Annotated in this window: 18 protein-coding genes and 1 other RNA gene; 12 read left to right on the top strand and 7 right to left on the bottom strand. The window is 51.4% G+C overall.

What is annotated here, in order from left to right:
• Positions 1-17: 17 nt before the first annotated feature.
• From ydiB to ydiK, 6 genes are all read right to left on the bottom strand, one after another.
• Positions 18-884 carry a quinate/shikimate dehydrogenase gene (ydiB, locus tag ABIE10_RS03850; protein WP_016156358.1) on the bottom strand — a complete coding sequence of 289 codons (867 nt, stop codon included), beginning with the start codon at positions 882-884 and terminating at the stop codon, positions 18-20.
• Positions 885-905: 21 nt separating this feature from the next.
• A complete protein-coding gene (locus tag ABIE10_RS03845; RefSeq protein ID WP_181632585.1) occupies positions 906-2,141 on the bottom strand; it encodes an MFS transporter in 1,236 nt (411 codons plus the stop codon).
• Positions 2,142-2,381: 240 nt separating this feature from the next.
• Positions 2,382-3,602 carry an MFS transporter gene (locus tag ABIE10_RS03840; RefSeq protein WP_047500326.1) on the bottom strand — a complete coding sequence of 407 codons (1,221 nt, stop codon included), beginning with the start codon at positions 3,600-3,602 and terminating at the stop codon, positions 2,382-2,384.
• 48 nt (positions 3,603-3,650) lie between these two features.
• Positions 3,651-4,007, bottom strand: a complete 357-nt coding sequence (locus ABIE10_RS03835) for a YdiL family protein (protein ID WP_019076677.1) — start codon at positions 4,005-4,007, stop codon at positions 3,651-3,653.
• 158 nt (positions 4,008-4,165) lie between these two features.
• Positions 4,166-4,273: antisense sRNA RprA (gene rprA / locus ABIE10_RS03830), an RNA gene on the bottom strand.
• Between the two features lie 184 nt (positions 4,274-4,457).
• On the bottom strand, positions 4,458-5,567 hold the full coding sequence (gene ydiK, locus ABIE10_RS03825; protein ID WP_016156362.1) for an AI-2E family transporter YdiK: 1,110 nt from the start codon (positions 5,565-5,567) through the stop codon (positions 4,458-4,460).
• Positions 5,568-5,780: 213 nt separating this feature from the next.
• Here ydiK and ydiJ point away from each other — a divergent pair, with 213 nt between their 5' ends.
• From ydiJ to ABIE10_RS03810, 3 genes are all read left to right on the top strand, one after another.
• Positions 5,781-8,837 (top strand): D-2-hydroxyglutarate dehydrogenase YdiJ, encoded by a 3,057-nt coding sequence (gene ydiJ / locus ABIE10_RS03820; RefSeq protein ID WP_049281888.1) that lies wholly within the window; start codon positions 5,781-5,783, stop codon positions 8,835-8,837.
• Positions 8,834-9,244, top strand: a complete 411-nt coding sequence (gene menI, locus ABIE10_RS03815; protein ID WP_016152900.1) for a 1,4-dihydroxy-2-naphthoyl-CoA hydrolase — start codon at positions 8,834-8,836, stop codon at positions 9,242-9,244. Before ydiJ ends, menI begins: the two co-directional genes overlap by 4 nt.
• A 77-nt stretch (positions 9,245-9,321) precedes the next feature.
• Positions 9,322-9,510 carry a YdiH family protein gene (locus ABIE10_RS03810; RefSeq protein ID WP_029139522.1) on the top strand — a complete coding sequence of 63 codons (189 nt, stop codon included), beginning with the start codon at positions 9,322-9,324 and terminating at the stop codon, positions 9,508-9,510.
• Between the two features lie 67 nt (positions 9,511-9,577).
• On the opposite strand, the gene ABIE10_RS03805 is transcribed toward ABIE10_RS03810, so the two are convergent.
• Positions 9,578-10,429 carry a Vmh family MBL fold metallo-hydrolase gene (locus ABIE10_RS03805; RefSeq protein WP_429154773.1) on the bottom strand — a complete coding sequence of 284 codons (852 nt, stop codon included), beginning with the start codon at positions 10,427-10,429 and terminating at the stop codon, positions 9,578-9,580.
• Between the two features lie 122 nt (positions 10,430-10,551).
• Between ABIE10_RS03805 and ABIE10_RS03800 the strand changes: the two genes are divergently transcribed.
• From ABIE10_RS03800 to ldtE, 9 genes are all read left to right on the top strand, one after another.
• Positions 10,552-11,439, top strand: a complete 888-nt coding sequence (locus tag ABIE10_RS03800) for a LysR family transcriptional regulator (RefSeq protein ID WP_029139523.1) — start codon at positions 10,552-10,554, stop codon at positions 11,437-11,439.
• 376 nt (positions 11,440-11,815) lie between these two features.
• On the top strand, positions 11,816-12,592 hold the full coding sequence (locus ABIE10_RS03795; protein WP_032947027.1) for a hypothetical protein: 777 nt from the start codon (positions 11,816-11,818) through the stop codon (positions 12,590-12,592).
• A 342-nt stretch (positions 12,593-12,934) separates the two neighbouring features.
• Positions 12,935-13,303, top strand: a complete 369-nt coding sequence (gene sufA, locus ABIE10_RS03790; RefSeq protein ID WP_153690418.1) for a Fe-S cluster assembly scaffold SufA — start codon at positions 12,935-12,937, stop codon at positions 13,301-13,303.
• 8 nt (positions 13,304-13,311) lie between these two features.
• Positions 13,312-14,799, top strand: coding sequence for a Fe-S cluster assembly protein SufB (gene sufB, locus ABIE10_RS03785; RefSeq protein WP_016152906.1), 1,488 nt, complete (start codon positions 13,312-13,314; stop codon positions 14,797-14,799).
• Between the two features lie 16 nt (positions 14,800-14,815).
• A complete protein-coding gene (gene sufC, locus ABIE10_RS03780) occupies positions 14,816-15,562 on the top strand; it encodes a Fe-S cluster assembly ATPase SufC (RefSeq protein ID WP_016152907.1) in 747 nt (248 codons plus the stop codon).
• On the top strand, positions 15,537-16,808 hold the full coding sequence (sufD, locus tag ABIE10_RS03775) for a Fe-S cluster assembly protein SufD (protein ID WP_047417792.1): 1,272 nt from the start codon (positions 15,537-15,539) through the stop codon (positions 16,806-16,808). Before sufC ends, sufD begins: the two co-directional genes overlap by 26 nt.
• On the top strand, positions 16,805-18,025 hold the full coding sequence (gene sufS, locus ABIE10_RS03770) for a cysteine desulfurase SufS (RefSeq protein ID WP_429154769.1): 1,221 nt from the start codon (positions 16,805-16,807) through the stop codon (positions 18,023-18,025). Before sufD ends, sufS begins: the two co-directional genes overlap by 4 nt.
• Before the next feature lie 12 nt (positions 18,026-18,037).
• Positions 18,038-18,454 (top strand): cysteine desulfuration protein SufE, encoded by a 417-nt coding sequence (sufE, locus tag ABIE10_RS03765; protein ID WP_016152910.1) that lies wholly within the window; start codon positions 18,038-18,040, stop codon positions 18,452-18,454.
• Between the two features lie 117 nt (positions 18,455-18,571).
• Positions 18,572-19,576, top strand: a complete 1,005-nt coding sequence (gene ldtE / locus ABIE10_RS03760; protein ID WP_181545894.1) for a L,D-transpeptidase LdtE — start codon at positions 18,572-18,574, stop codon at positions 19,574-19,576.
• The last annotated feature ends 42 nt before the right edge of the window (positions 19,577-19,618 follow it).

Here is a 19,618-nt window from a genome sequence, read left to right as displayed (position 1 = left end):
TTACAAATGCTTGCCCATCAGGCTGCAAAACCCATAACCTGTTTCACATACTCAAGAGGGAAATCTTTCCCGGTCCAGAGTTTAAACTGTTCAGCCCCTTGCCATAACAACATGCCGTAACCATCAATCGTTTTGCAACCGGCAAGTTGTGCCTGTTGCAATAATTTGGTCATATGCGGGTTGTAGACGCATTCAGTCACCAGCAGATCCGGGCGTAGCAGGGAAACGTCGGTCACCAGAGATTCGTTCTCCAGCGGCTTCATTCCCACTTTCGTACCGTTGGTCAGAATATCCGCGCTTGCCAGTGCGTCCGCAAAAGCCTGTCGATCGTCGAGATCGATAACGGTGACCACGCAATCGGTATTTTCATTAACACGTTTGGCGAATTCCTGTGCTTTGGCAAAGAACTCATCTTGACGGTTAAAGAGTTTGATTTCTTTGATGCCTTCAATCGCCGCCTGGGCGCCAATGGCCGTTGACGCGCCGCCTGCGCCCAACAGTACCATGGTTTTACCCCTGATATCGAAACCGCTTTCCTTGATGGCGCGAATATGCCCCGTGCCATCAGTATTGTAGCCGCGCAGGTAACCATCATCATTGACGATAGTATTAATCGCGCCGACCAGTTTGGCTGCAGGCGTTAATTCATCAACATATTCACATGCCAGTTGCTTGTTGGGCATTGAGACTCCGGTACCGCGCATTTTTAAGGCCTTCAGCCCGGCAATCGCATTAGCAAACGTGGAGTTATCGACTTCAAATGCCATGTAGGTAAAAGGTAATCCCGCTTTTTCTAATGCCTTATTTTGCATTTCAGGCGACAAGCTGTGTCTGATCGGGTAGGCCATCAGACCAATCAGTTCATATTTTGCAGTTACGTCCATTTGATACTCCTTCTAAGCAATTTATTGAAAATAACGTTCGCCCAACCGCACATCATTTTTGGGAATATCAAATACGCGGTAGTAACGAATAAAGACGATGATGGCGGTGATGAAGGCCAGCAAAGCAAATGCGAGGTCCAGCAAAATGATGTACTGCAGACCAATGTTTGAAAGGTATCCGGTGATTAATGGGATAATAAAGTTGGCTACGCCCCCCATCATCATATAAATACTGGTGACCTTGGCTTTGCTCCTGGGGAAAAACTCTGACATCACCGAAACGCCGAGCTGTAAAATACCGCCTGCGGCAGAAAACCCGATAAGAAATGAACCGGCGTTACACACCAATGGGGATGGATATAAATAGATAACCGCTGCGGTGAGGGTTGCCAGCCCGGCGTTAAACACATTCGCCCAAATGGGTCGAACCATTTTCTTGAGCAGTGCAGCAAAAATAAACACGCAGACCAGCGATCCCATACTGTAGTAAGAGATGGTTTTCAGCGCGTCGGCTTCTGCCATGCCGGCAAATGCCATCGCGTATTTCGGCATCCAGACTACGATGACGTAAAAGGTCGAGAATGCGGCCACCCCAAACATAACGGAGGCTACGCCTTCCAGCCAGACCAGCGGTTTACTGTTCATCTGCGGTAGCTCTTTTGCAATGCCCGCATCCACCATCTGGCTGGGGAAGCGGCTTTTGAGCAGCATCAACGTTATGACGACGAACAGTGCCCCCGGGATAATGACCGCATAGCCGTACCAGATATGGTTGAGCAGCATGGTGCTGACGACGATGGGGTAGATCATCTGCCCGAATGAGACCATCGCTTTAACCAGGATAACCGCTGACCCAGATGCCTTAGGGAAGCATTCCATCAATGCCGGATAGCCACCTGTATCCAGGGCCGAGTTAGCGACGCCGACACAAACAGCGAGAATAAAGGCAATCATCAGATTCGGGCTGGCGGGAATGCCGAAGAAAAACAGCATGTACAGAATTGCCCCTAACAGAATGATAGCCCGTCTACCAAATTTATCTGAGAGCACGCCAAAGAATAAAATACTCACCAGGCGACCAAGACCAATGCCGGAAATTAAATAGGCTATCCCAGCATTGTCAGTGGAGAATTTTTCTGCGAGAGAGCTCATATTTTGCGCCAGTGTAATGACGCTAATGCCGTGTAAAAAATAACTTAAATAAATACAGATTATCGCCAAAAGGAATGGCGTATTAAAGGTCTTATTTTGAGACATGTTCACAACTCCTTGCGGATTTTAAAATTGTTCTGTGCTCGTCGATTTTGTTTAAATTGCGGCGACCTTGTGATTAATATACCGAGGCGCTGATATTGTGCCTACATAGCATGGCGTTTAAGTTACCAGGTATGTTGCATGCTCAACTGTGAAACTTAATTCTTTCAACCAAGATTTTGCTGAGGTTTTAAAACCGCGACCAATTATTTTGCAACGGGGGAGAACAATATTGCATCCGCGTTATTTTACGACCGTCGCCATGTTTAGTTGCTGCTTTGTCGCGATACGGCTGCGATAGCCAATAAACAATGCTAACAGGAAGCCTACCGCGGCTATGCCGGTATCAAACCACATGATGTGAGCAATGCTGGTCTGCGAGAGTCTTGCCGTTATCAGTGGGATGGTGAAGGTCGCAATGCTGCCCGCGCTGTAGTAAATCCCGGTGGCTTTGCCCTTCGCATCGGGAAAGCGTGCGGCCATCAGCGTTAAACCGATTTGTACAACGCCTCCGGCTGAAGAGAAACCGATGACAAACGCGAAGACGATCACCATGTAGATCGACGGATGCAGGCAGACCATCAGCAATGCGATAAATGAGATAAAGGTGTACAGCATTAACAGAGAGGTTGCGCGCCCTGTCTTTCGTGCCAGTGGCGCGGTGATCAACACACACAGTAGAGAACCGCAGGTGTAAATGCTTAACAGCTTGATCGATAAGGTGTAGGACATCCCGGCGACAAACTGTCCGTACTGTGCCAACCACTGGCTTATCAGATAAAATGTCGCCATGGCGATGTAGCCGTACAGAGTGTAACTGGCGAGATCGAGAAGAGAACAACGATGTTCAGATTGTATGCTTTTCTGTTCAACGGGTAATGCCTTGAGGTGGGCTTGATGCCCAGGATGGGCCGGGAATCGACAGCGAAACAAAAATACGCCATTGATTAGCATTACCGCGGCCGCCACAAGGAAGGACCAGCCAAACCAAAGTTCTGCCCACACCAGCAGACTGATAATCATCGGCAGCAGAAACTGACCGATGGAAACAAACGCTTTAATTAAGATATTAGCCGTGCCGGGAGAGCGGGGAAACGCCTCCATCAGGCTGGGGTAGGTTCCGGCGTCAAGAAAACTGTTTGCCATTCCGGCTAAAAATCCAAAAGCATAGGCAATATAAATGCTGTGAGTATTGATGATGCCTACAAAGAACAGCAGGTAGCAGACCATACCGAAAATAATAAACGGTCTACGGCCATAGCGATCGGAAAGCATGCCCGCCACCAATAACACGCTTAAACGGCCAATGCCGAGTGAGGAAATAACAATTGAGACGCCTGCGGCATCGGTGTGCCACTGTTGTTCCAGTGAAGACATATTGAGGCTCATCAGAATGACCCCCATGCCGTGTACCAGGTAATTAAAGTACAGCCCTATCGCAGTGGAGAAATAGGTGTTTTTCATAATATATTACTCAGCGAAGAGGCTAAATGAGTGTGGCGCTGCGGTCTCTTAACACAAACGCTCAAGGTCGTGGGCATACAGTTCAACAGCGGCCGATTGATAGATTTTCCAGTCGAGAAAATCATCGTGCTGATAAACCGCCTGAAAAGAGTTCAGATCGGGAAAGAAACGCATGGTGTTATTACCGATACGGTTATTTATTTTTTCGATAATGGCGTTAATTCTTAACTTTCGTCTGGCTTTCATTTCTGCACAAATGCGCGTGATGTCTTCCGGGATTTCCCTTTCGCCATTCTCCCATTGTTGCCAGGCGGCAACATTGTGATCCCGCGAGATATACATAGCGCTTTCTTCTACCGTCATAGCAAAAATATGGCGGATAGCCTGGAGTTCTAATGCGTTCATTATTTGATCACCTCATAAAAGACGGTGGAATAGTAATAACATTGCTGTGGATATTTCGGCTTGAAGAGAGTCACAGTATCTTGTGCAATATTATTTGGTTATCAACGGGGAAGAGGGGAGCTGTGGTGCGGTAAGGTTGGTGGCGAGCCGCGCGAAGGACAAAAAAAAGCCCATCGTGGGAGATGGGCAAAGACTACACACAGCAATTCGTTGTTTCACTCAGGGGATTTCCATGCTTATAAATCAATGTGTTGATCTAAAGCCATGGGCTAATAGTAGGCATACTGATTTTTTACGTCGATCAGATTCATCTCAATAGTTTAAAAACTGTAAATAATTTGCGAAGCAAATGAGTATTTAAAGAAGGATAACGTTGGGTCTTATTCAGTAAGCGGGCGGAATTGATTAGCAATGTTAAACAATCAGGCGGCGGTGCCGCCTGACGTGGGATTACTTATTGCGTTCGATTTCAGCAATTTCTTCGAGGATTTCGTCCGGATCGCTACCTGGCGCAGGGGCTTCGTTTACCCAGGCGGAGAACAGACGCCAGGACACGGCCAGTACCACCGGGCCGATAAACAGACCAATCATGCCGAAGGCAATCAGTCCGCCGATGACCCCTGAGAGAATCAGGATCAGCGGCAAATCGGCCCCCATGCGAATCAGCATCGGGCGAATAACGTTATCCAGCGTTCCGACCACGCCGCTCCACACCAGCAGCACCGTGCCCCAGGTTGAATCGCCCGTCCAGTACAGCCAGATAATGGCCGGGACCAGCACCGGCAATGGCCCCAGTTGCACCAGACAAGACAGGATCATCAATACCGCCAGCAGCGTGGCGTACGGCACGCCGGTTACCGCCAGACCAATGCCACCAAGCACTGCCTGCACCAGCGCGGTGACCACAACGCCTAATGCGACGGCGCGAATGGCTTGTGCTGCCAGCAGAATGGCGGCATCGCCACGTTTGGATGCCAGGCGACAAGCGAAGTGGCGAATACCTAACGCCACCTGTTCACCGCGCCAGTACAGCAGGGCGCTGAACAGCAGCATCAGACCACAGTGCATCATAAAGCGGCCAAGATGTGCAGCCTGGCCAACAAACCAGGTCGTCGTTGTGCCGATATAAGGACGAACCTTGGCCATGATGGCCGCGCCGCCCATATCCAGCAGACTGTGCCACGCGGCATACAATTTTGCGCCGACCAACGGAATACTGTTCAGCCACGCCAGATCCGGCAGGGTCATATCGCCTGCGGTTACGGCATGGATCAATGGCCCGCTGCCATCAACAATGCTATTGACCAGTAGCGCGATAGGAATGATGAACAACAGCACCAGCAGCAGGGTCATCACCAGCACGGCCAGCGAGCGGCGGCCCCAGAGCAATTTTTGTAAGCGTAGCAGGATCGGCCAGGTCGCAATGACCACCGTCCCCGCCCATGCAAAACCGAGGATAAAGGGCTGAACAATCCAAAGACAGGCCACAATCATGACGGCTAAAAACAGCGCCGATAGCAGCACTTGTGCAATATCCTTGGGCTGGCGGAAATTTACCATAAATACTTTTCACCTTTGTCTTTGCGCCAGAACGTTGACGCGACGTGAACACTTAAATGACACCCTGTAATGATGAGCAATTTCAGCGGTTTTTAACAGGCGGATTCTGCCTGTAAATCTGCTGAGCGTATTAGAAAAAAATGTGATACAACAAACAAAGCAACACGCAAACGATTAAATTCACAACACAGACCGCAGGAAAGGGTCACTATAATGATTCCACAAATTTCTCAGGCGCCAGGTGTCGTTCAACTGGTGCTCAATTTTTTGCAGGCACTGGAGCAGCAAGGATTTACGGGCGATACGGCAACGAGCTATGCCGATCGTCTGACAATGTCGACGGATAACAGTATTTATCAGCTGCTTCCTGATGCTGTCGTATTCCCTCGTTCAACCGCAGATGTGGCGCTCATCGCTCGTCTGGCGGCGGAACCTCTTTTCTCTTCGTTGATTTTTACCCCACGCGGTGGCGGCACCGGGACCAACGGTCAGGCGCTGAATCAGGGCATTATTGTTGATATGTCCCGCTATATGAGCCGCATCATTGAAATCAATGCGCAGGAAGGTTGGGTGCGGGTCGAAGCCGGGGTGATAAAAGACCAGCTCAACCAGTTTCTGAAGCCTTACGGCTATTTCTTTGCCCCCGAGTTATCCACCAGTAACCGGGCAACGCTGGGTGGGATGATCAATACCGACGCATCCGGACAAGGCTCGTTGGTTTACGGTAAAACCTCCGATCACGTGCTGGGTATCCGCGCGGTGCTAATGGGCGGCGATATTCTTGATACCCAGCCAATGCCGGTCGAACTTGCCCAAACGCTGGGTAATAGCAACACCACTATTGGCCGCATTTACAAGACGGTTTATGAGCGTTGCCGCGACAACCGACAGCTGATCATTGATAAATTCCCGAAACTTAATCGCTTCCTGACCGGTTACGATCTGCGGCACGTCTTTAACGATGAGATGACCGAATTTGATTTAACCCGCATTCTTACCGGCTCTGAAGGCACGCTGGCGTTTATCACCGAAGCCCGTCTCGATATCACGCCGCTACCCAAAGTCAGACAACTGGTTAACGTTAAGTACGACTCTTTCGACTCGGCATTGCGTAATGCCCCGGTGATGGTGGAAGCGCGCGCGCTGTCGGTAGAAACCGTCGACTCCAAAGTGCTTAACCTGGCACGGGAAGATATTGTCTGGCACTCGGTAAGTGAATTGATTACCGATGTGGCGGATAAAGAGATGCTGGGTCTGAATATTGTGGAGTTTGCCGGTGACGATGAAGCATTGATTGATTCGCAAGTCAGCGCACTGTGCGAACGGCTGGATGGCTTAATTGCGCGTCAGGAAGCGGGTGTTATAGGCTGGCAGCTATGTACCGAGCTGGCAGGCGTCGAGCGCATTTACGCGATGCGTAAAAAAGCTGTCGGTCTGCTGGGGAATGCGAAAGGGGCCGCGAAGCCGATTCCGTTTGCTGAAGATACCTGCGTTCCGCCGGAACATCTGGCTGACTATATTGCCGAGTTCCGTGCGCTGCTCGATAGCCACGGCCTGAGTTACGGCATGTTTGGTCACGTAGATGCAGGCGTGCTGCACGTCAGACCGGCGCTGGATATGTGCGACCCGCAGCAGGAAGTGCTGATGAAACGCATTTCTGACGATGTTGTCGCGCTGACGGCAAAGTATGGCGGTCTGCTGTGGGGCGAGCACGGGAAAGGTTTTCGTGCAGAATATAGCCCGGCGTTCTTCGGTGAGGAATTGTATCGTGAACTGCGTAAAGTGAAATCGGTGTTTGATCCGCAAAACCGGCTCAATCCGGGCAAAATCTGTCCACCGGAAGATGTTGATGCGCCGATGATGAAAGTGGACGCGGTGAAGCGCGGAACGTATGACCGTCAGATCCCGCTGGCCGTCCGCCAGGAGTGGCGTGGGGCGATGGAGTGTAACGGCAACGGGTTATGCTTTAACTTTGATGCGAAAAGCCCGATGTGTCCGTCGATGAAAATCAGCCTCAACCGCATCCATTCACCGAAAGGGCGAGCTACGCTGGTGCGTGAATGGCTGCGTCTGTTGGCAGATCGCGGGATTGACCCGCTACAGCTGGAAAAAGAGCTACCGGAAAAACGTGCCAGTTTACGTACGCTGATTGCCCGTACCCGCAATAGCTGGCATGCGCGCAAAGGCGAATACGATTTCTCGCACGAAGTGAAAGAGGCAATGTCGGGTTGTCTGGCGTGTAAAGCCTGCTCTACACAGTGCCCGATTAAAATCGATGTGCCGGAGTTCCGCTCACGCTTCCTGCAGTTGTATCACACGCGTTATCTGCGGCCGTTGCGCGATCACATGGTGGCGACCGTTGAGAGTTATGCGCCGTTAATGGCGCGGGCGCCCAACGCGTTTAACTTCTTCATCAACCAGCCGCTGGTGCGTAATCTGGCTAAAAAGCACATCGGCATGGTCGACTTACCGCTGCTGTCTGCGCCGTCGCTTCAACGTCAGTTGGTTGGCCATCGTTCCGCCAATATGACGCTGGAACAGCTCGAATTACTCAGCCTTGAGCAAAAAGCCCGTACGGTGCTGGTGGTGCAGGATCCGTTCACCAGCTATTACGATGCACAGGTGGTGGCTGATTTTATACGTCTGGTTGAAAAGCTGGGTTTGCAGCCGGTACTGCTGCCGTTCTCGCCAAACGGCAAGGCCCAGCATATTAAGGGCTTTTTAAACCGTTTTGCTAAAACCGCAAAGAAAACATCTGAGTTTCTCAATCGGGTGGCGAAGCTGAATATTCCGATGGTGGGTGTCGATCCGGCGCTGGTGCTTTGCTATCGCGATGAATACAAACTGGCGCTCGGGGAACAGCGGGGCGATTTCCATGTGTTACTCGCCAACGAATGGTTATCGACAGTTGTGGAGTCACAGCCGCCAGTCGCTGTGGGCGGTGAACCGTGGTACTTCTTTGGACACTGTACCGAAGTGACGGCCCTGCCGGGCGCGCCTGCTCAGTGGGCGGCTATTTTTGCCCGCTTTGGTGCAAAGCTGGAGAACATCAGCGTAGGGTGCTGTGGCATGGCGGGCACCTATGGCCACGAAGTGAAGAATCATCAGAACTCACTGGGGATCTATGAGCTATCATGGCACCAGGCAATGCAACGATTGCCGCGTAACCGTTGTCTGGCTACCGGATACTCCTGTCGCAGTCAGGTTAAACGCGTTGAAGGCACGGGCGTTCGCCATCCATTACAGGCACTGCTGGAGATTATAGGATGATCTGGAAACGTGAAGTCACACTCGAAGCGCTCAACGCCATGGGTGAAGGAAATATGGTTGGGCTGCTCGATATTCGTTTTGTGCACATTGGCGATGACACGCTGGAAGCCACAATGCCGGTAGACCACCGTACTAAACAACCATTTGGTTTGCTGCACGGCGGCGCGTCCGTAGTGCTGGCTGAGAGCATTGGTTCGGTGGCTGGCTACCTGTGTACTCAGGGTGAGCAGAAAGTGGTGGGCCTGGAGGTCAACGCCAACCATATTCGCTCGGCGCGGGAAGGGCGCGTCAGAGGGGTATGTCGCGCGGTGCATACCGGCTCCCGTCATCAGGTATGGCAAATCGAAATCTTCGATGAGCAGGGACGATTGTGCTGCACGTCGCGTCTGACGACAGCAATTTTGTGATGCATATTGCTTTTGGTCATTATCTGCACAGGGAATGGTGTTATACTGTGCAGGTTTTGAACACAAGCGAGGATGATATGTCTACCCAATTAGACCCGGCCCAACTGGCAATAGAGTTTTTACGTCGTGATAAAACCGATCTTTCACCAGCTCAGTACCTGAAAAGACTGAAACAGTTAGAGCTGGAGTTCGCGGATTTATTGACGCTTTCTTCGACTGAACTAAAAGAAGAGATCTATTTTGCCTGGCGCATGGGCGTTCATTGATTCCGGTATGCTTATCGTAATGAAACCCCGACACGCGTTCGGGGTTATTTTTTGCGTTAAATCTCAATCACCACTTCATCTCACCAGTATTAACCTTCGCACTTAGCTCCAGAGAACTTGCGTCTGCAAGACCTGGCCATGCCGCAGTGATGGTTTTAATCACATAATCCGAACCTTTCTTCGCCCCTAACGCCTGCTCAAACGATTGCAGATAGTCCTGTGTGAAGCGAATCGCTTTATCGCCCGCAGGGCGTTCGCCGATGTAATGCCCCGGGACCACCTGGGTGGGTTGTAACTTCTGCATTTCGCCCAATACGCTACGCCACGCGCTACGCTGTTCTGCAGATTGCGTATCCGCCGTCCAGACGTGTATACCAGACGCCACGCCGGTACCGCCAATAATGGCACGGTTCGCCGGGATCCAGACATAGGCTGCATAATCATTAGGGTGGCGCAGCTCCAGCGTTTCACCATCAACCGTGAAATGCGTTTGCGTTGTTGCTTGCGGAACGGTGAGCGATGTTGGTGCGCCATCCTTCATTTGCGGACCCCAGAATTGCAGTTTGGCCTCTTTGGTGGCACGGATATGGTCTACTACGTGCGATGTTGCCAGGACTTTTACCTGTGGGAAGGCTTTGACGATAGGCTGCAGTCCGAAATAGAAATCCGGATCGCCGGAGGTGATCACGATGGCCTTCAGCGTTTTACCGCTGGCGCGAATCATCTGCACCAGCTGTTCACCATCTTTAGTACTGAACTGTGCGTCAAACAATATTGCTTCTTTCGGTCCTGAAACCAGCGTTGAAGAGACCGGGAAAATAGCCTTGTCCTGTGGATTGTAGACGTCCAGCTGTAGCGTCGCGGCAAAGGCTGAAGAGGCGAACAGAGGTAACAGCAGGGCCAGCGTTTTAACTTTCATGCCAGGTATCCTTGTGCAGGGAATTGTCTTTTGATAGTTCCTGTATTTTAAGGAAATTCGGATCTGTTAGAATTCCCTTATTAGGACATGCTGAGTTTCATAAAACGATCGGATGGGATGCAATGGACAGAGTGATGGCGGCAACGGTATTCAACCATATCTGTGATTTGGGCAGTCTGAGCGCCGCCGCGCGTGCGCTGGGGCTTTCCCGTCCGATGGTCAGTCGTTACCTCGACGAGATGGAGAAATGGGCGGGTGCAAGGCTTATCCATCGCTCGTCGCGCCGTCTGACGATCACGCCAGCGGGTGAAGAAGCATTAGTGAAAACGCGTTCTCTGGCGCAGCTTTCGCTGGATATTGGAGCCGCCAGCGCCGCGCAAACTCCCTCTGGCACGCTACGTGTGGCCTGTGCGCATTTTACAGCTATGCATATTTTAGCGCCGGTACTGCCCGCGTTTCTGACGAAGTATCCGCAACTGCGTATCGAGGTGGAGATCAATAATCAACCGGTAAGCCTCGTTGGAGAACGCATTGATGTGGCGATCCGCATAACGGAAAACCCTGAACCTGGAACTATCGCCCGTCGCCTTGGCGACTGTAAATCGGTACTGTGCGCGTCTGTAGAGTACCTGCATCAACATGGCACTCCTGAGACTATCGACGACCTTACGCGGCATAATTGTCTCTACTACAGCGGGTTTGCCGGAAAATCCTGGCACTTTCTGGATGCCCAGGGACGGGCTGCCGCTGTTGCGATTAAAGGCAATTTGAGCGCCGGGATCTCTTCGTTGCTCTGTGAGTCGGCGTTGGCGGGAACGGGCATTGCGCTGGTGCCGGAACTGGAGGCGCGGGAAGGGCTGGCACAGGGAAAGCTGGTTAGACTCTTGCCCGAGCTTCAACCTAAAAGCCTGCCAATTTATGGTTTATATCTTTCGCGGGAGCATCAGCCTGCAGGACTGCGCCTGTTGCTGGACGCGCTCAGTGAAAAACAGCGCCTAATAATTGATTGAATACGCTTATAAAATAGTCAAATCGCAATTTGTGTTAAACAAAACATATCCGGAAGTGAGATTATTCTTATCGCCCCTTCAAGAGCTAAGCCATCGTGAGTGCCGGAGATAAGCGCCGGATGGGGCCGGAACCCTTAAGCCTGCCAGCAAGCAGCCTTAAGGGTTTTTTGTTGTCTTCACGTAGTGCCCGAACGGGATTGTACCTACTTGCCGTGAGTCTGCAGACCGGTGTTGTCAAAAAATAGCCGTGGTGACATTTAAGTTTAAAGAATCATAACCGCTTTATATCGCACAGAGAATACAGAACAGACGCTTTGGTAAATCATTACTGTGTGTGCTGTTCTGGTCACCGTGAAACGTTAACCGGGTTTAAATAATGGTAGAGAATCTTGTTTTCAATTACAAAAATCAGACACCGATTCACTATCGATTCAAACCAGCCTCCAGAGATTGTCGGCATTTGTTGATTGTCATGTCTGGATTTAATATCCCGGATGCTACTATCTACGACTTTGTCATGCTTGACCATTGCCATTCTGCAATTCTATGGATTAAAGATGATTTTGGCGGTCTGCCAGCTTATTACTTGTGTAATAAAATGAATTTCGATATTGAGCAGGGGGTTAGTCTACTCATGCAGGGGGTGATTGATTTTGTAAAACCCACTAACACGACTATTCTTGGCGCTTCCAAAGGCGGGTCGATGTCGATGTATTACGGCATTAAGCACAACATTCGGAACATCATTACAGCAGTCCCCCAGTTTTACATCGGTAGCTATGTTGCAAAAGGATATTGGACGCACGTCGGACAAGAGATGATGGGCACCATCTCGCCAGCGAATATTAATAAGCTGGATAATATGCTGCAGGATGTTATCTACAGAGATAAACATAAAACTGCGAATATCTATCTTTTCACCTCACCAAATGATAAACAGTTTCCTGTTGAGATTGCGCCAAATTTAGCACTGTTGCAGGAATATAATCATTTCAATCTTGTGGAAACCAGTTCATCCTTTGCAACCGAACATAATCAAATAACGCGATATAACTTAAATGTTATTTTATCCATCATCTATCAGCTTGAAAATAATATAACCCCTGCCTACGGGCGAGTGAAAAATGGCAATGGGTGGTTAGCCAGCCGTTAACTTTTGTCCGTTCACCGCTCTGCGAATCTCATCTCTGATAACTCCCTGGTTAGGTATAGCCTGACAGAGGAAGTTACCCCTTCTATCACAGAAATAGTCATTTTCTATACATCTTTTGATTATCGACCTGTCTCGCCGATTGAAATTACTTAATCCATTATTAATCAATGCATTGAACAAAAAAATCCATCCCTGTTAACCCACGCAGCAGGGTCTATGCTTAGTAAAAGGGGTCAAAAAGGGCTATTAACCCGAATGCCCCTGCTGTTGAGGGGTTGAAGTGATAATCATTATCACTAACATGTTATTATAGCTTGAAAGCTAGTGACTCGAGGTAACCCTATGGAATTGCATTCAGGAACATTTAACCCGGACGATTTTGCCTGGCGTGGTCTGACGTTAACGCCAGCGGCTGCGGCGCACATCCGCGAGCTGGTGGCAAAGCAGCCCGACATGTTAGGCGTGCGTTTAGGCGTGAAGCAAACGGGATGCGCGGGATTTGGCTACGTGCTGGACACCGTTCGCCAGGTGGAAAAAGACGATCTGCTGTTTGAAACGGAGGGGGCCAGACTTTATGTACCGTTACAGGCGATGCCATTCATCGACGGCACAGAAGTTGATTTCGTGCGCGAAGGATTAAATCAGCTATTTAAATTTCATAACCCGAAAGCCCAGAACGAATGCGGCTGTGGCGAAAGTTTTGGGGTATAGGCGGTACTATGTCTCGTAATACTGAAGCAACTGACGATGTCAACACCTGGGCTGGCGGGCACCTTAATTACAAAGAGGGCTTCTTCACCCATCTACAAACCGATGAGCTGGCGAAAGGGATCAACGAAGATGTCGTGCGCGCGATTTCGGCAAAACGTAATGAACCCGACTGGATGCTGGAATTTCGCCTGAATGCCTTTAAAGCGTGGCTGACCATGGAAGAGCCGCACTGGCTAAAAGCGCATTACGATAAGCTGAACTACCAGGAGTACAGTTATTACTCCGCGCCGTCCTGCGGTAATTGCGATGAAACCTGCGCGTCTGAGCCGGGCGCGGTGCAGCAAACGGGGGCGAATGCGTTTTTAAGTAAAGAAGTTGAGGACGCATTTGAGCAGCTTGGCGTGCCGGTCCGCGAAGGCAAAGAGGTGGCGGTTGATGCCATTTTTGACTCGGTGTCGGTGGCGACAACTTATCGCGATAAACTGGCGGAACAGGGCATTATTTTCTGTTCGTTTGGTGAGGCGATTCACGATCACCCTGAGCTGGTAAAACAATATCTGGGTACGGTTGTCCCGGGTAATGACAATTTTTTTGCGGCGCTGAATGCGGCGGTGGCCTCCGACGGCACGTTTATTTATGTCCCGAAAGGTGTACGTTGCCCAATGGAACTGTCGACCTATTTCCGTATAAATGCGGAAAAAACCGGTCAGTTTGAACGCACCATTCTGGTTGCGGATGAGGGCAGTTACGTCAGCTATATCGAAGGCTGTTCAGCCCCGGTACGCGATAGCTACCAACTGCATGCCGCGGTGGTGGAAGTCATCATCCACAAAGATGCCGAAGTGAAATACTCGACGGTACAAAACTGGTTCCCTGGTGATGGTAACACCGGCGGCATTTTGAACTTCGTCACCAAGCGCGCTCTGTGCGAAGGCGAAAACAGCAAAATGTCGTGGACGCAGTCGGAAACCGGCTCGGCCATTACCTGGAAATACCCAAGCTGTATTCTGCGCGGCGACAACTCTATCGGCGAATTCTACTCCGTCGCGTTGACCAGTGGTTACCAGCAGGCCGATACCGGCACCAAGATGATCCACATCGGCAAGAACACCAAATCGACCATTATCTCGAAAGGGATCTCTGCGGGACACAGTCAAAACAGCTATCGCGGCTTAGTGAAGATCATGCCGACCGCAACCAACGCCCGCAACTATACCCAATGCGACTCGATGCTGATTGGCGCGGATTGTGGAGCGCACACCTTCCCGTATGTGGAGTGTCGTAACAACAGCGCCCAGCTTGAGCATGAAGCCACGACCTCGCGCATTGGTGAAGACCAGCTGTTTTACTGTTTGCAGCGCGGCATCAGCGAAGAGGATGCCATTTCGATGATCGTTAATGGTTTCTGTAAAGACGTGTTCTCTGAACTGCCGCTGGAATTTGCCGTTGAAGCGCAAAAACTTCTCGCCATAAGTCTTGAACACAGCGTCGGTTAAAATTTAAGGAAAGCACATGTTAAGCATTAAAAATTTACAGGTCAGTGTGGAAGATAAGGCGATCCTGCGTGGGCTGAGCCTGGATATTGGCCCCGGAGAGGTACACGCCATTATGGGGCCGAACGGTTCCGGGAAAAGTACGCTTTCCGCAACGCTCGCCGGGCGCGATGACTACGAAGTCACCGGCGGGACGGTAGAATTCAACGGTAAGGATTTACTGGAACTGTCACCCGAAGACCGGGCCGGTGAAGGGATCTTTATGGCATTTCAGTATCCGGTAGAAATCCCCGGCGTCAGTAATCAGTTTTTCCTGCAAACGGCACTGAATGCGGTGCGCAGCTACCGTGGCGAAGAGTCGCTGGACAGGTTTGACTTCCAGGATCTGATGGAAGAGAAAATCGCGTTATTGAAGATGCCGGAAGATTTGCTAACGCGTTCGGTCAACGTTGGTTTCTCCGGTGGCGAGAAAAAGCGTAATGACATTTTGCAAATGGCGGTGCTGGAACCTCAGCTGTGCATTCTTGATGAGTCGGACTCCGGGCTGGATATCGACGCGCTGAAAGTCGTTGCGGATGGCGTAAACTCGCTGCGCGACGGGCAACGTTCATTCATTATCGTCACCCACTATCAGCGCATCCTGGATTACATCAAACCCGATTATGTGCACGTTCTCTACCAGGGGCGAATTGTGAAATCCGGCGATTTCACGCTGGTCAAACAACTGGAGGAGCAAGGTTATGGCTGGCTTAGCGAACAGCAGTAACGTGCTGCAACAGTGGCATCATCTGTTTGAAACGCAAGGGGAGACGCGCTCGCACCACGCCCAGCAGCACCTGCAGCAGATGCTGCGTCTGGGACTGCCAACGCGTAAGCATGAGGACTGGAAATACACGCCGCTGGAAGGATTAACCAACAGCCAGTTTGTCAGTCATGTCACTGAGATAACGTCCGCCCAGTGTGAAGCGTTAGCGCCGGCTATTGATGCTGTCCGCCTGGTGTTTGTTGACGGGCAATTCTGTCCAACGCTCAGCGACAGCGCGGAAGGTAGCGGGTTTAACATTACCGTTGATGATGTGCGCCAGTCGCTACCGGCGGCTATCCAACCGGAAGTCTTTCTGCACCTGACCGAAAGCCTCTCCCGCAGCGTAACGCACATTCAGGTGAAGCGTAACCAGCGACCGGCAAAACCGTTGCTGCTGCTGCACATTACCCAGGGGCTGGCGGGTGATGAGGTGAACACGGCGCACTATCGCCACCATCTGGATCTGGCAGAAGGCGCAGAAGCCACCGTCATTGAACACTATGTCAGCCTCAGCGAATATCGCCATTTTACCGGTGCACGATTAACGATGAACGTTGCGGCAAACGCACACTTGCGCCACATCAAACTGGCGTTTGAGAATCCGCTCAGCCACCACTTCGCGCATAATGATATTCAGTTGGGCGCTGATGCCACGGCCGCCAGCCACAGCTTTTTACTCGGTGATGCGGTGTTGCGCCATAACACCAGCACCCAGCTTAACGGCGAAAACACCACGCTTCGGCTTAACAGCCTGGCGATGCCGGTGAAAAATGAAGTCTGCGATACCCGCACCTGGCTTGCGCACAACAAGGGATATTGCAACAGTCGACAACTGCATAAAACGATTGTCAGCGATAAGGGGCGCGCGGTATTCAATGGCCTGATCAACGTCGCTCAGCACGCCATTAAAACCGACGGTCAGATGACCAACAATAATTTGCTGCTCGGAAAACTGGCAGAAGTGGATACCAAGCCGCAGCTTGAAATTTATGCCGACGACGTGAAATGCAGCCACGGGGCGACGGTAGGGCGGATCGACGACGAGCAGATGTTCTATCTGCGTTCGCGCGGGATCGGCCAGCAGGATGCCCAACAAATGATTCTCTATGCGTTTGCCGCTGAACTGACGGAAGCCCTGGGCGAGGAAACGCTGAAACAACAGGTCCTGGCACGGATCGCCCAACGCTTGCCGGGAGGCGTAGCATGACATTTCCCATTGAAAAAGTGCGGGCTGATTTTCCGGTCCTGACGCGCGAAGTGAACGGTTTACCGTTGGCGTATCTGGATAGCGCCGCCAGCGCGCAAAAGCCCAACCAGGTGATTGATGCCGAAGCCGAGTTTTACCGTCACGGCTATGCCGCGGTCCACCGCGGGATCCATACGCTGAGCGCGCAGGCCACGGAAAAAATGGAGAATGTGCGCAAGCTCGCCTCGCTGTTTATCAACGCCCGTTCAGCTGAAGAACTGGTGTTTGTTCGCGGCACAACGGAAGGTATCAACCTGGTAGCTAACAGCTGGGGCGGCAGCAATGTGCGGGCGGGCGATAACATTATCATCAGCGAAATGGAGCACCACGCCAATATTGTGCCCTGGCAGATGTTGTGCGCTCGCGTAGGTGCAGAACTGCGCGTTATTCCGCTCAATACAGAGGGTACGTTGCAACTGGAAACGTTGCCGACGCTGTTTGACGATCGCACGAAACTGCTGGCGATTACCCATGTGTCTAACGTGCTGGGCACGGAAAACCCATTGGTTGAGATGATTGAGCTGGCGCATCAATACGGTGCGAAAGTGCTGGTGGATGGCGCACAGGCAGTTATGCATCATCATGTGGATGTGCAGGCGCTGGATTGCGACTTCTATGTTTTCTCTGGGCACAAGCTCTACGGGCCAACCGGTATTGGCGTTCTGTATGCCAGAGAGTCGTTGCTGCAGGAGATGCCGCCGTGGGAAGGCGGAGGGTCGATGATTGCGACGGTGAGCCTGAGCCAGGGGACGACGTGGGCCAAAGCCCCCTGGCGGTTTGAAGCCGGAACGCCAAACACCGGGGGGATTATTGGACTCGGTGCGGCTATTGAATATGTTTCCGCGCTGGGGCTTACTGAAATCAGCGAATATGAACAATTCCTGATGCGCTATGCGCTGGAACAGCTGGCGGATGTGCCGGATTTAACGCTCTACGGGCCGGATAATCGTCTGGGGGTGATTGCGTTTAACCTCGGCAAACATCATGCCTATGATGTCGGGAGTTTTCTTGATAACTATGGCATCGCCGTGCGGACAGGGCATCACTGCGCTATGCCGCTGATGGCCTACTATAACGTTCCTGCGATGTGCCGGGCGTCGATTGCCATGTACAACACCCACGAAGAAGTTGATCGCCTGGTAACGGGCCTCAAGCGTATTCATCACTTACTGGGATAACAGGGAGGCGTTATGGCTGCGCTGCCGGATAAAGAAAAGTTGTTGCGTAATTTTCTGCGTTGCGCTAATTGGGAAGAGAAATACCTGTACATTATTGAACTGGGTCAGCGTTTGCCGGAATTAAATGACGACGATCGTAATACGGAAAATAGCATCCAGGGCTGTCAAAGTCAGGTATGGATTGTCATGCGTCAGAATGCTGAAGGAATTATTGAATTACAGGGCGACAGCGATGCGGCAATTGTGAAAGGGCTTATCGCTGTCGTATTCATTTTATATGACCGCATGACGGCCCAGGATATTGTGAATTTTGATGTGCGTCCGTGGTTTGAAAAAATGGCGCTCGCACAGCATCTCACACCGTCTCGTTCACAAGGGCTGGAGGCGATGATTCGGGCTATTCGCACCAAAGCCGCAACTCTTAGCTAAACTGATAAAACACGTCAATTTCAGCTCGACGTGAAAGAGTGAGGTAGTGCAACGCAGTGACTCGTAGGCCGGATCGGGCGCTCGACGCCGTCCGGCAGGAACGCCAGGGGGGTGAGTATGAAACGCGCGTCTGTTATTACGTTAATGCTAATCGGCGCTTACAGCGCTATTCAGGCCGCATGGGCGGTCGATTATCCTTTGCCTCAGGCGAACAGCCGTCTTGTTGGGCAAAATCAAACCTACACCGTGCAGGAAGGCGATAAAAACCTACAGGCGATTGCCCGTAAGTTTGATACCGCCGCAATGCTGATCCTTGAAGCCAATAATACGATTGCCCCCGTACCTAAACCCGGAACGCTAATTACTATTCCCTCGCAATTACTGCTACCGGATGCACCACGAGAAGGCATTATTGTGAATCTGGCGGAACTGCGTCTGTATTACTTCCCGCCGGGAGAGAATATTGTTCAGGTTTTCCCAATTGGTATCGGTTTGCAGGGGCTGGAAACGCCGGTAATGGAAACCCGGGTTGGGCAGAAAATCCCGAATCCGACCTGGACCCCTACAGCAGGCATCCGTAAACGCTCTTTGGAGCGCGGCATAACATTACCGCCAGTAGTACCTGCCGGGCCAAATAACCCGTTAGGACGCTTTGCACTGCGTCTGGCACATGGAAATGGTGAATATCTGATCCATGGCACCAGTGCACCGGACAGCGTGGGACTGCGCGTAAGTTCTGGGTGTATTCGCATGAACGCGCCGGACATCAAAGCACTGTTTGCTCAGGTCCGGACAGGAACGCCGGTTCGGGTGATTAATGAGCCGATAAAATATTCGATAGAGCCGAACGGAATGCGCTATGTCGAGGTGCATCGACCGCTGTCGCCGGAAGAGGAGCAAAACGTCCAGACCATGCCGTATGTGCTGCCAGCCGGTTTTACCCAGTTTAAAGACAATAAAGCCGTCGATAACAGTTTGGTGGAAAGAGCCTTGTATCGTCGTGCGGGCTATCCGGTCACCGTAACGGCCGGGCAAGCGTCGGTCGTAAGCAATGGCGCGGAAGTGAAGTCTGCACAGAATGGCGTGCCGGGAGAGGATGCAGAGGTGCGTGTTACGCAATAACAGGGAAGGGAAATTCAGAGCAAAAAAAATGGCGCACAATGT

The sequence above is a fragment of the Citrobacter sp. 506 genome (genome assembly GCF_050434985.1).
Classification (GTDB): domain Bacteria; phylum Pseudomonadota; class Gammaproteobacteria; order Enterobacterales; family Enterobacteriaceae; genus Citrobacter; species Citrobacter braakii.
Note: the sequence above shows the minus strand (reverse complement) of the source record. Positions and strands in the feature narration are given on the sequence as shown.

Bases quoted from the DNA above. Each gene is read 5' to 3' on its own strand.
- ydiB (WP_016156358.1), bottom strand. From the start codon at position 884: ATGGACGTAACTGCAAAATATGAACTGATTGGTCTGATGGCCTACCCG.
- ABIE10_RS03845 (WP_181632585.1), bottom strand. From the start codon at position 2,141: ATGTCTCAAAATAAGACCTTTAATACGCCATTCCTTTTGGCGATAATC.
- ABIE10_RS03840 (WP_047500326.1), bottom strand. From the start codon at position 3,602: ATGAAAAACACCTATTTCTCCACTGCGATAGGGCTGTACTTTAATTAC.
- ABIE10_RS03835 (WP_019076677.1), bottom strand. From the start codon at position 4,007: ATGAACGCATTAGAACTCCAGGCTATCCGCCATATTTTTGCTATGACG.
- ydiK (WP_016156362.1), bottom strand. From the start codon at position 5,567: ATGGTAAATTTCCGCCAGCCCAAGGATATTGCACAAGTGCTGCTATCG.
- ydiJ (WP_049281888.1), top strand. From the start codon at position 5,781: ATGATTCCACAAATTTCTCAGGCGCCAGGTGTCGTTCAACTGGTGCTC.
- menI (WP_016152900.1), top strand. From the start codon at position 8,834: ATGATCTGGAAACGTGAAGTCACACTCGAAGCGCTCAACGCCATGGGT.
- ABIE10_RS03810 (WP_029139522.1), top strand. From the start codon at position 9,322: ATGTCTACCCAATTAGACCCGGCCCAACTGGCAATAGAGTTTTTACGT.
- ABIE10_RS03805 (WP_429154773.1), bottom strand. From the start codon at position 10,429: ATGAAAGTTAAAACGCTGGCCCTGCTGTTACCTCTGTTCGCCTCTTCA.
- ABIE10_RS03800 (WP_029139523.1), top strand. From the start codon at position 10,552: ATGGACAGAGTGATGGCGGCAACGGTATTCAACCATATCTGTGATTTG.
- ABIE10_RS03795 (WP_032947027.1), top strand. From the start codon at position 11,816: ATGGTAGAGAATCTTGTTTTCAATTACAAAAATCAGACACCGATTCAC.
- sufA (WP_153690418.1), top strand. From the start codon at position 12,935: ATGGAATTGCATTCAGGAACATTTAACCCGGACGATTTTGCCTGGCGT.
- sufB (WP_016152906.1), top strand. From the start codon at position 13,312: ATGTCTCGTAATACTGAAGCAACTGACGATGTCAACACCTGGGCTGGC.
- sufC (WP_016152907.1), top strand. From the start codon at position 14,816: ATGTTAAGCATTAAAAATTTACAGGTCAGTGTGGAAGATAAGGCGATC.
- sufD (WP_047417792.1), top strand. From the start codon at position 15,537: ATGGCTGGCTTAGCGAACAGCAGTAACGTGCTGCAACAGTGGCATCAT.
- sufS (WP_429154769.1), top strand. From the start codon at position 16,805: ATGACATTTCCCATTGAAAAAGTGCGGGCTGATTTTCCGGTCCTGACG.
- sufE (WP_016152910.1), top strand. From the start codon at position 18,038: ATGGCTGCGCTGCCGGATAAAGAAAAGTTGTTGCGTAATTTTCTGCGT.
- ldtE (WP_181545894.1), top strand. From the start codon at position 18,572: ATGAAACGCGCGTCTGTTATTACGTTAATGCTAATCGGCGCTTACAGC.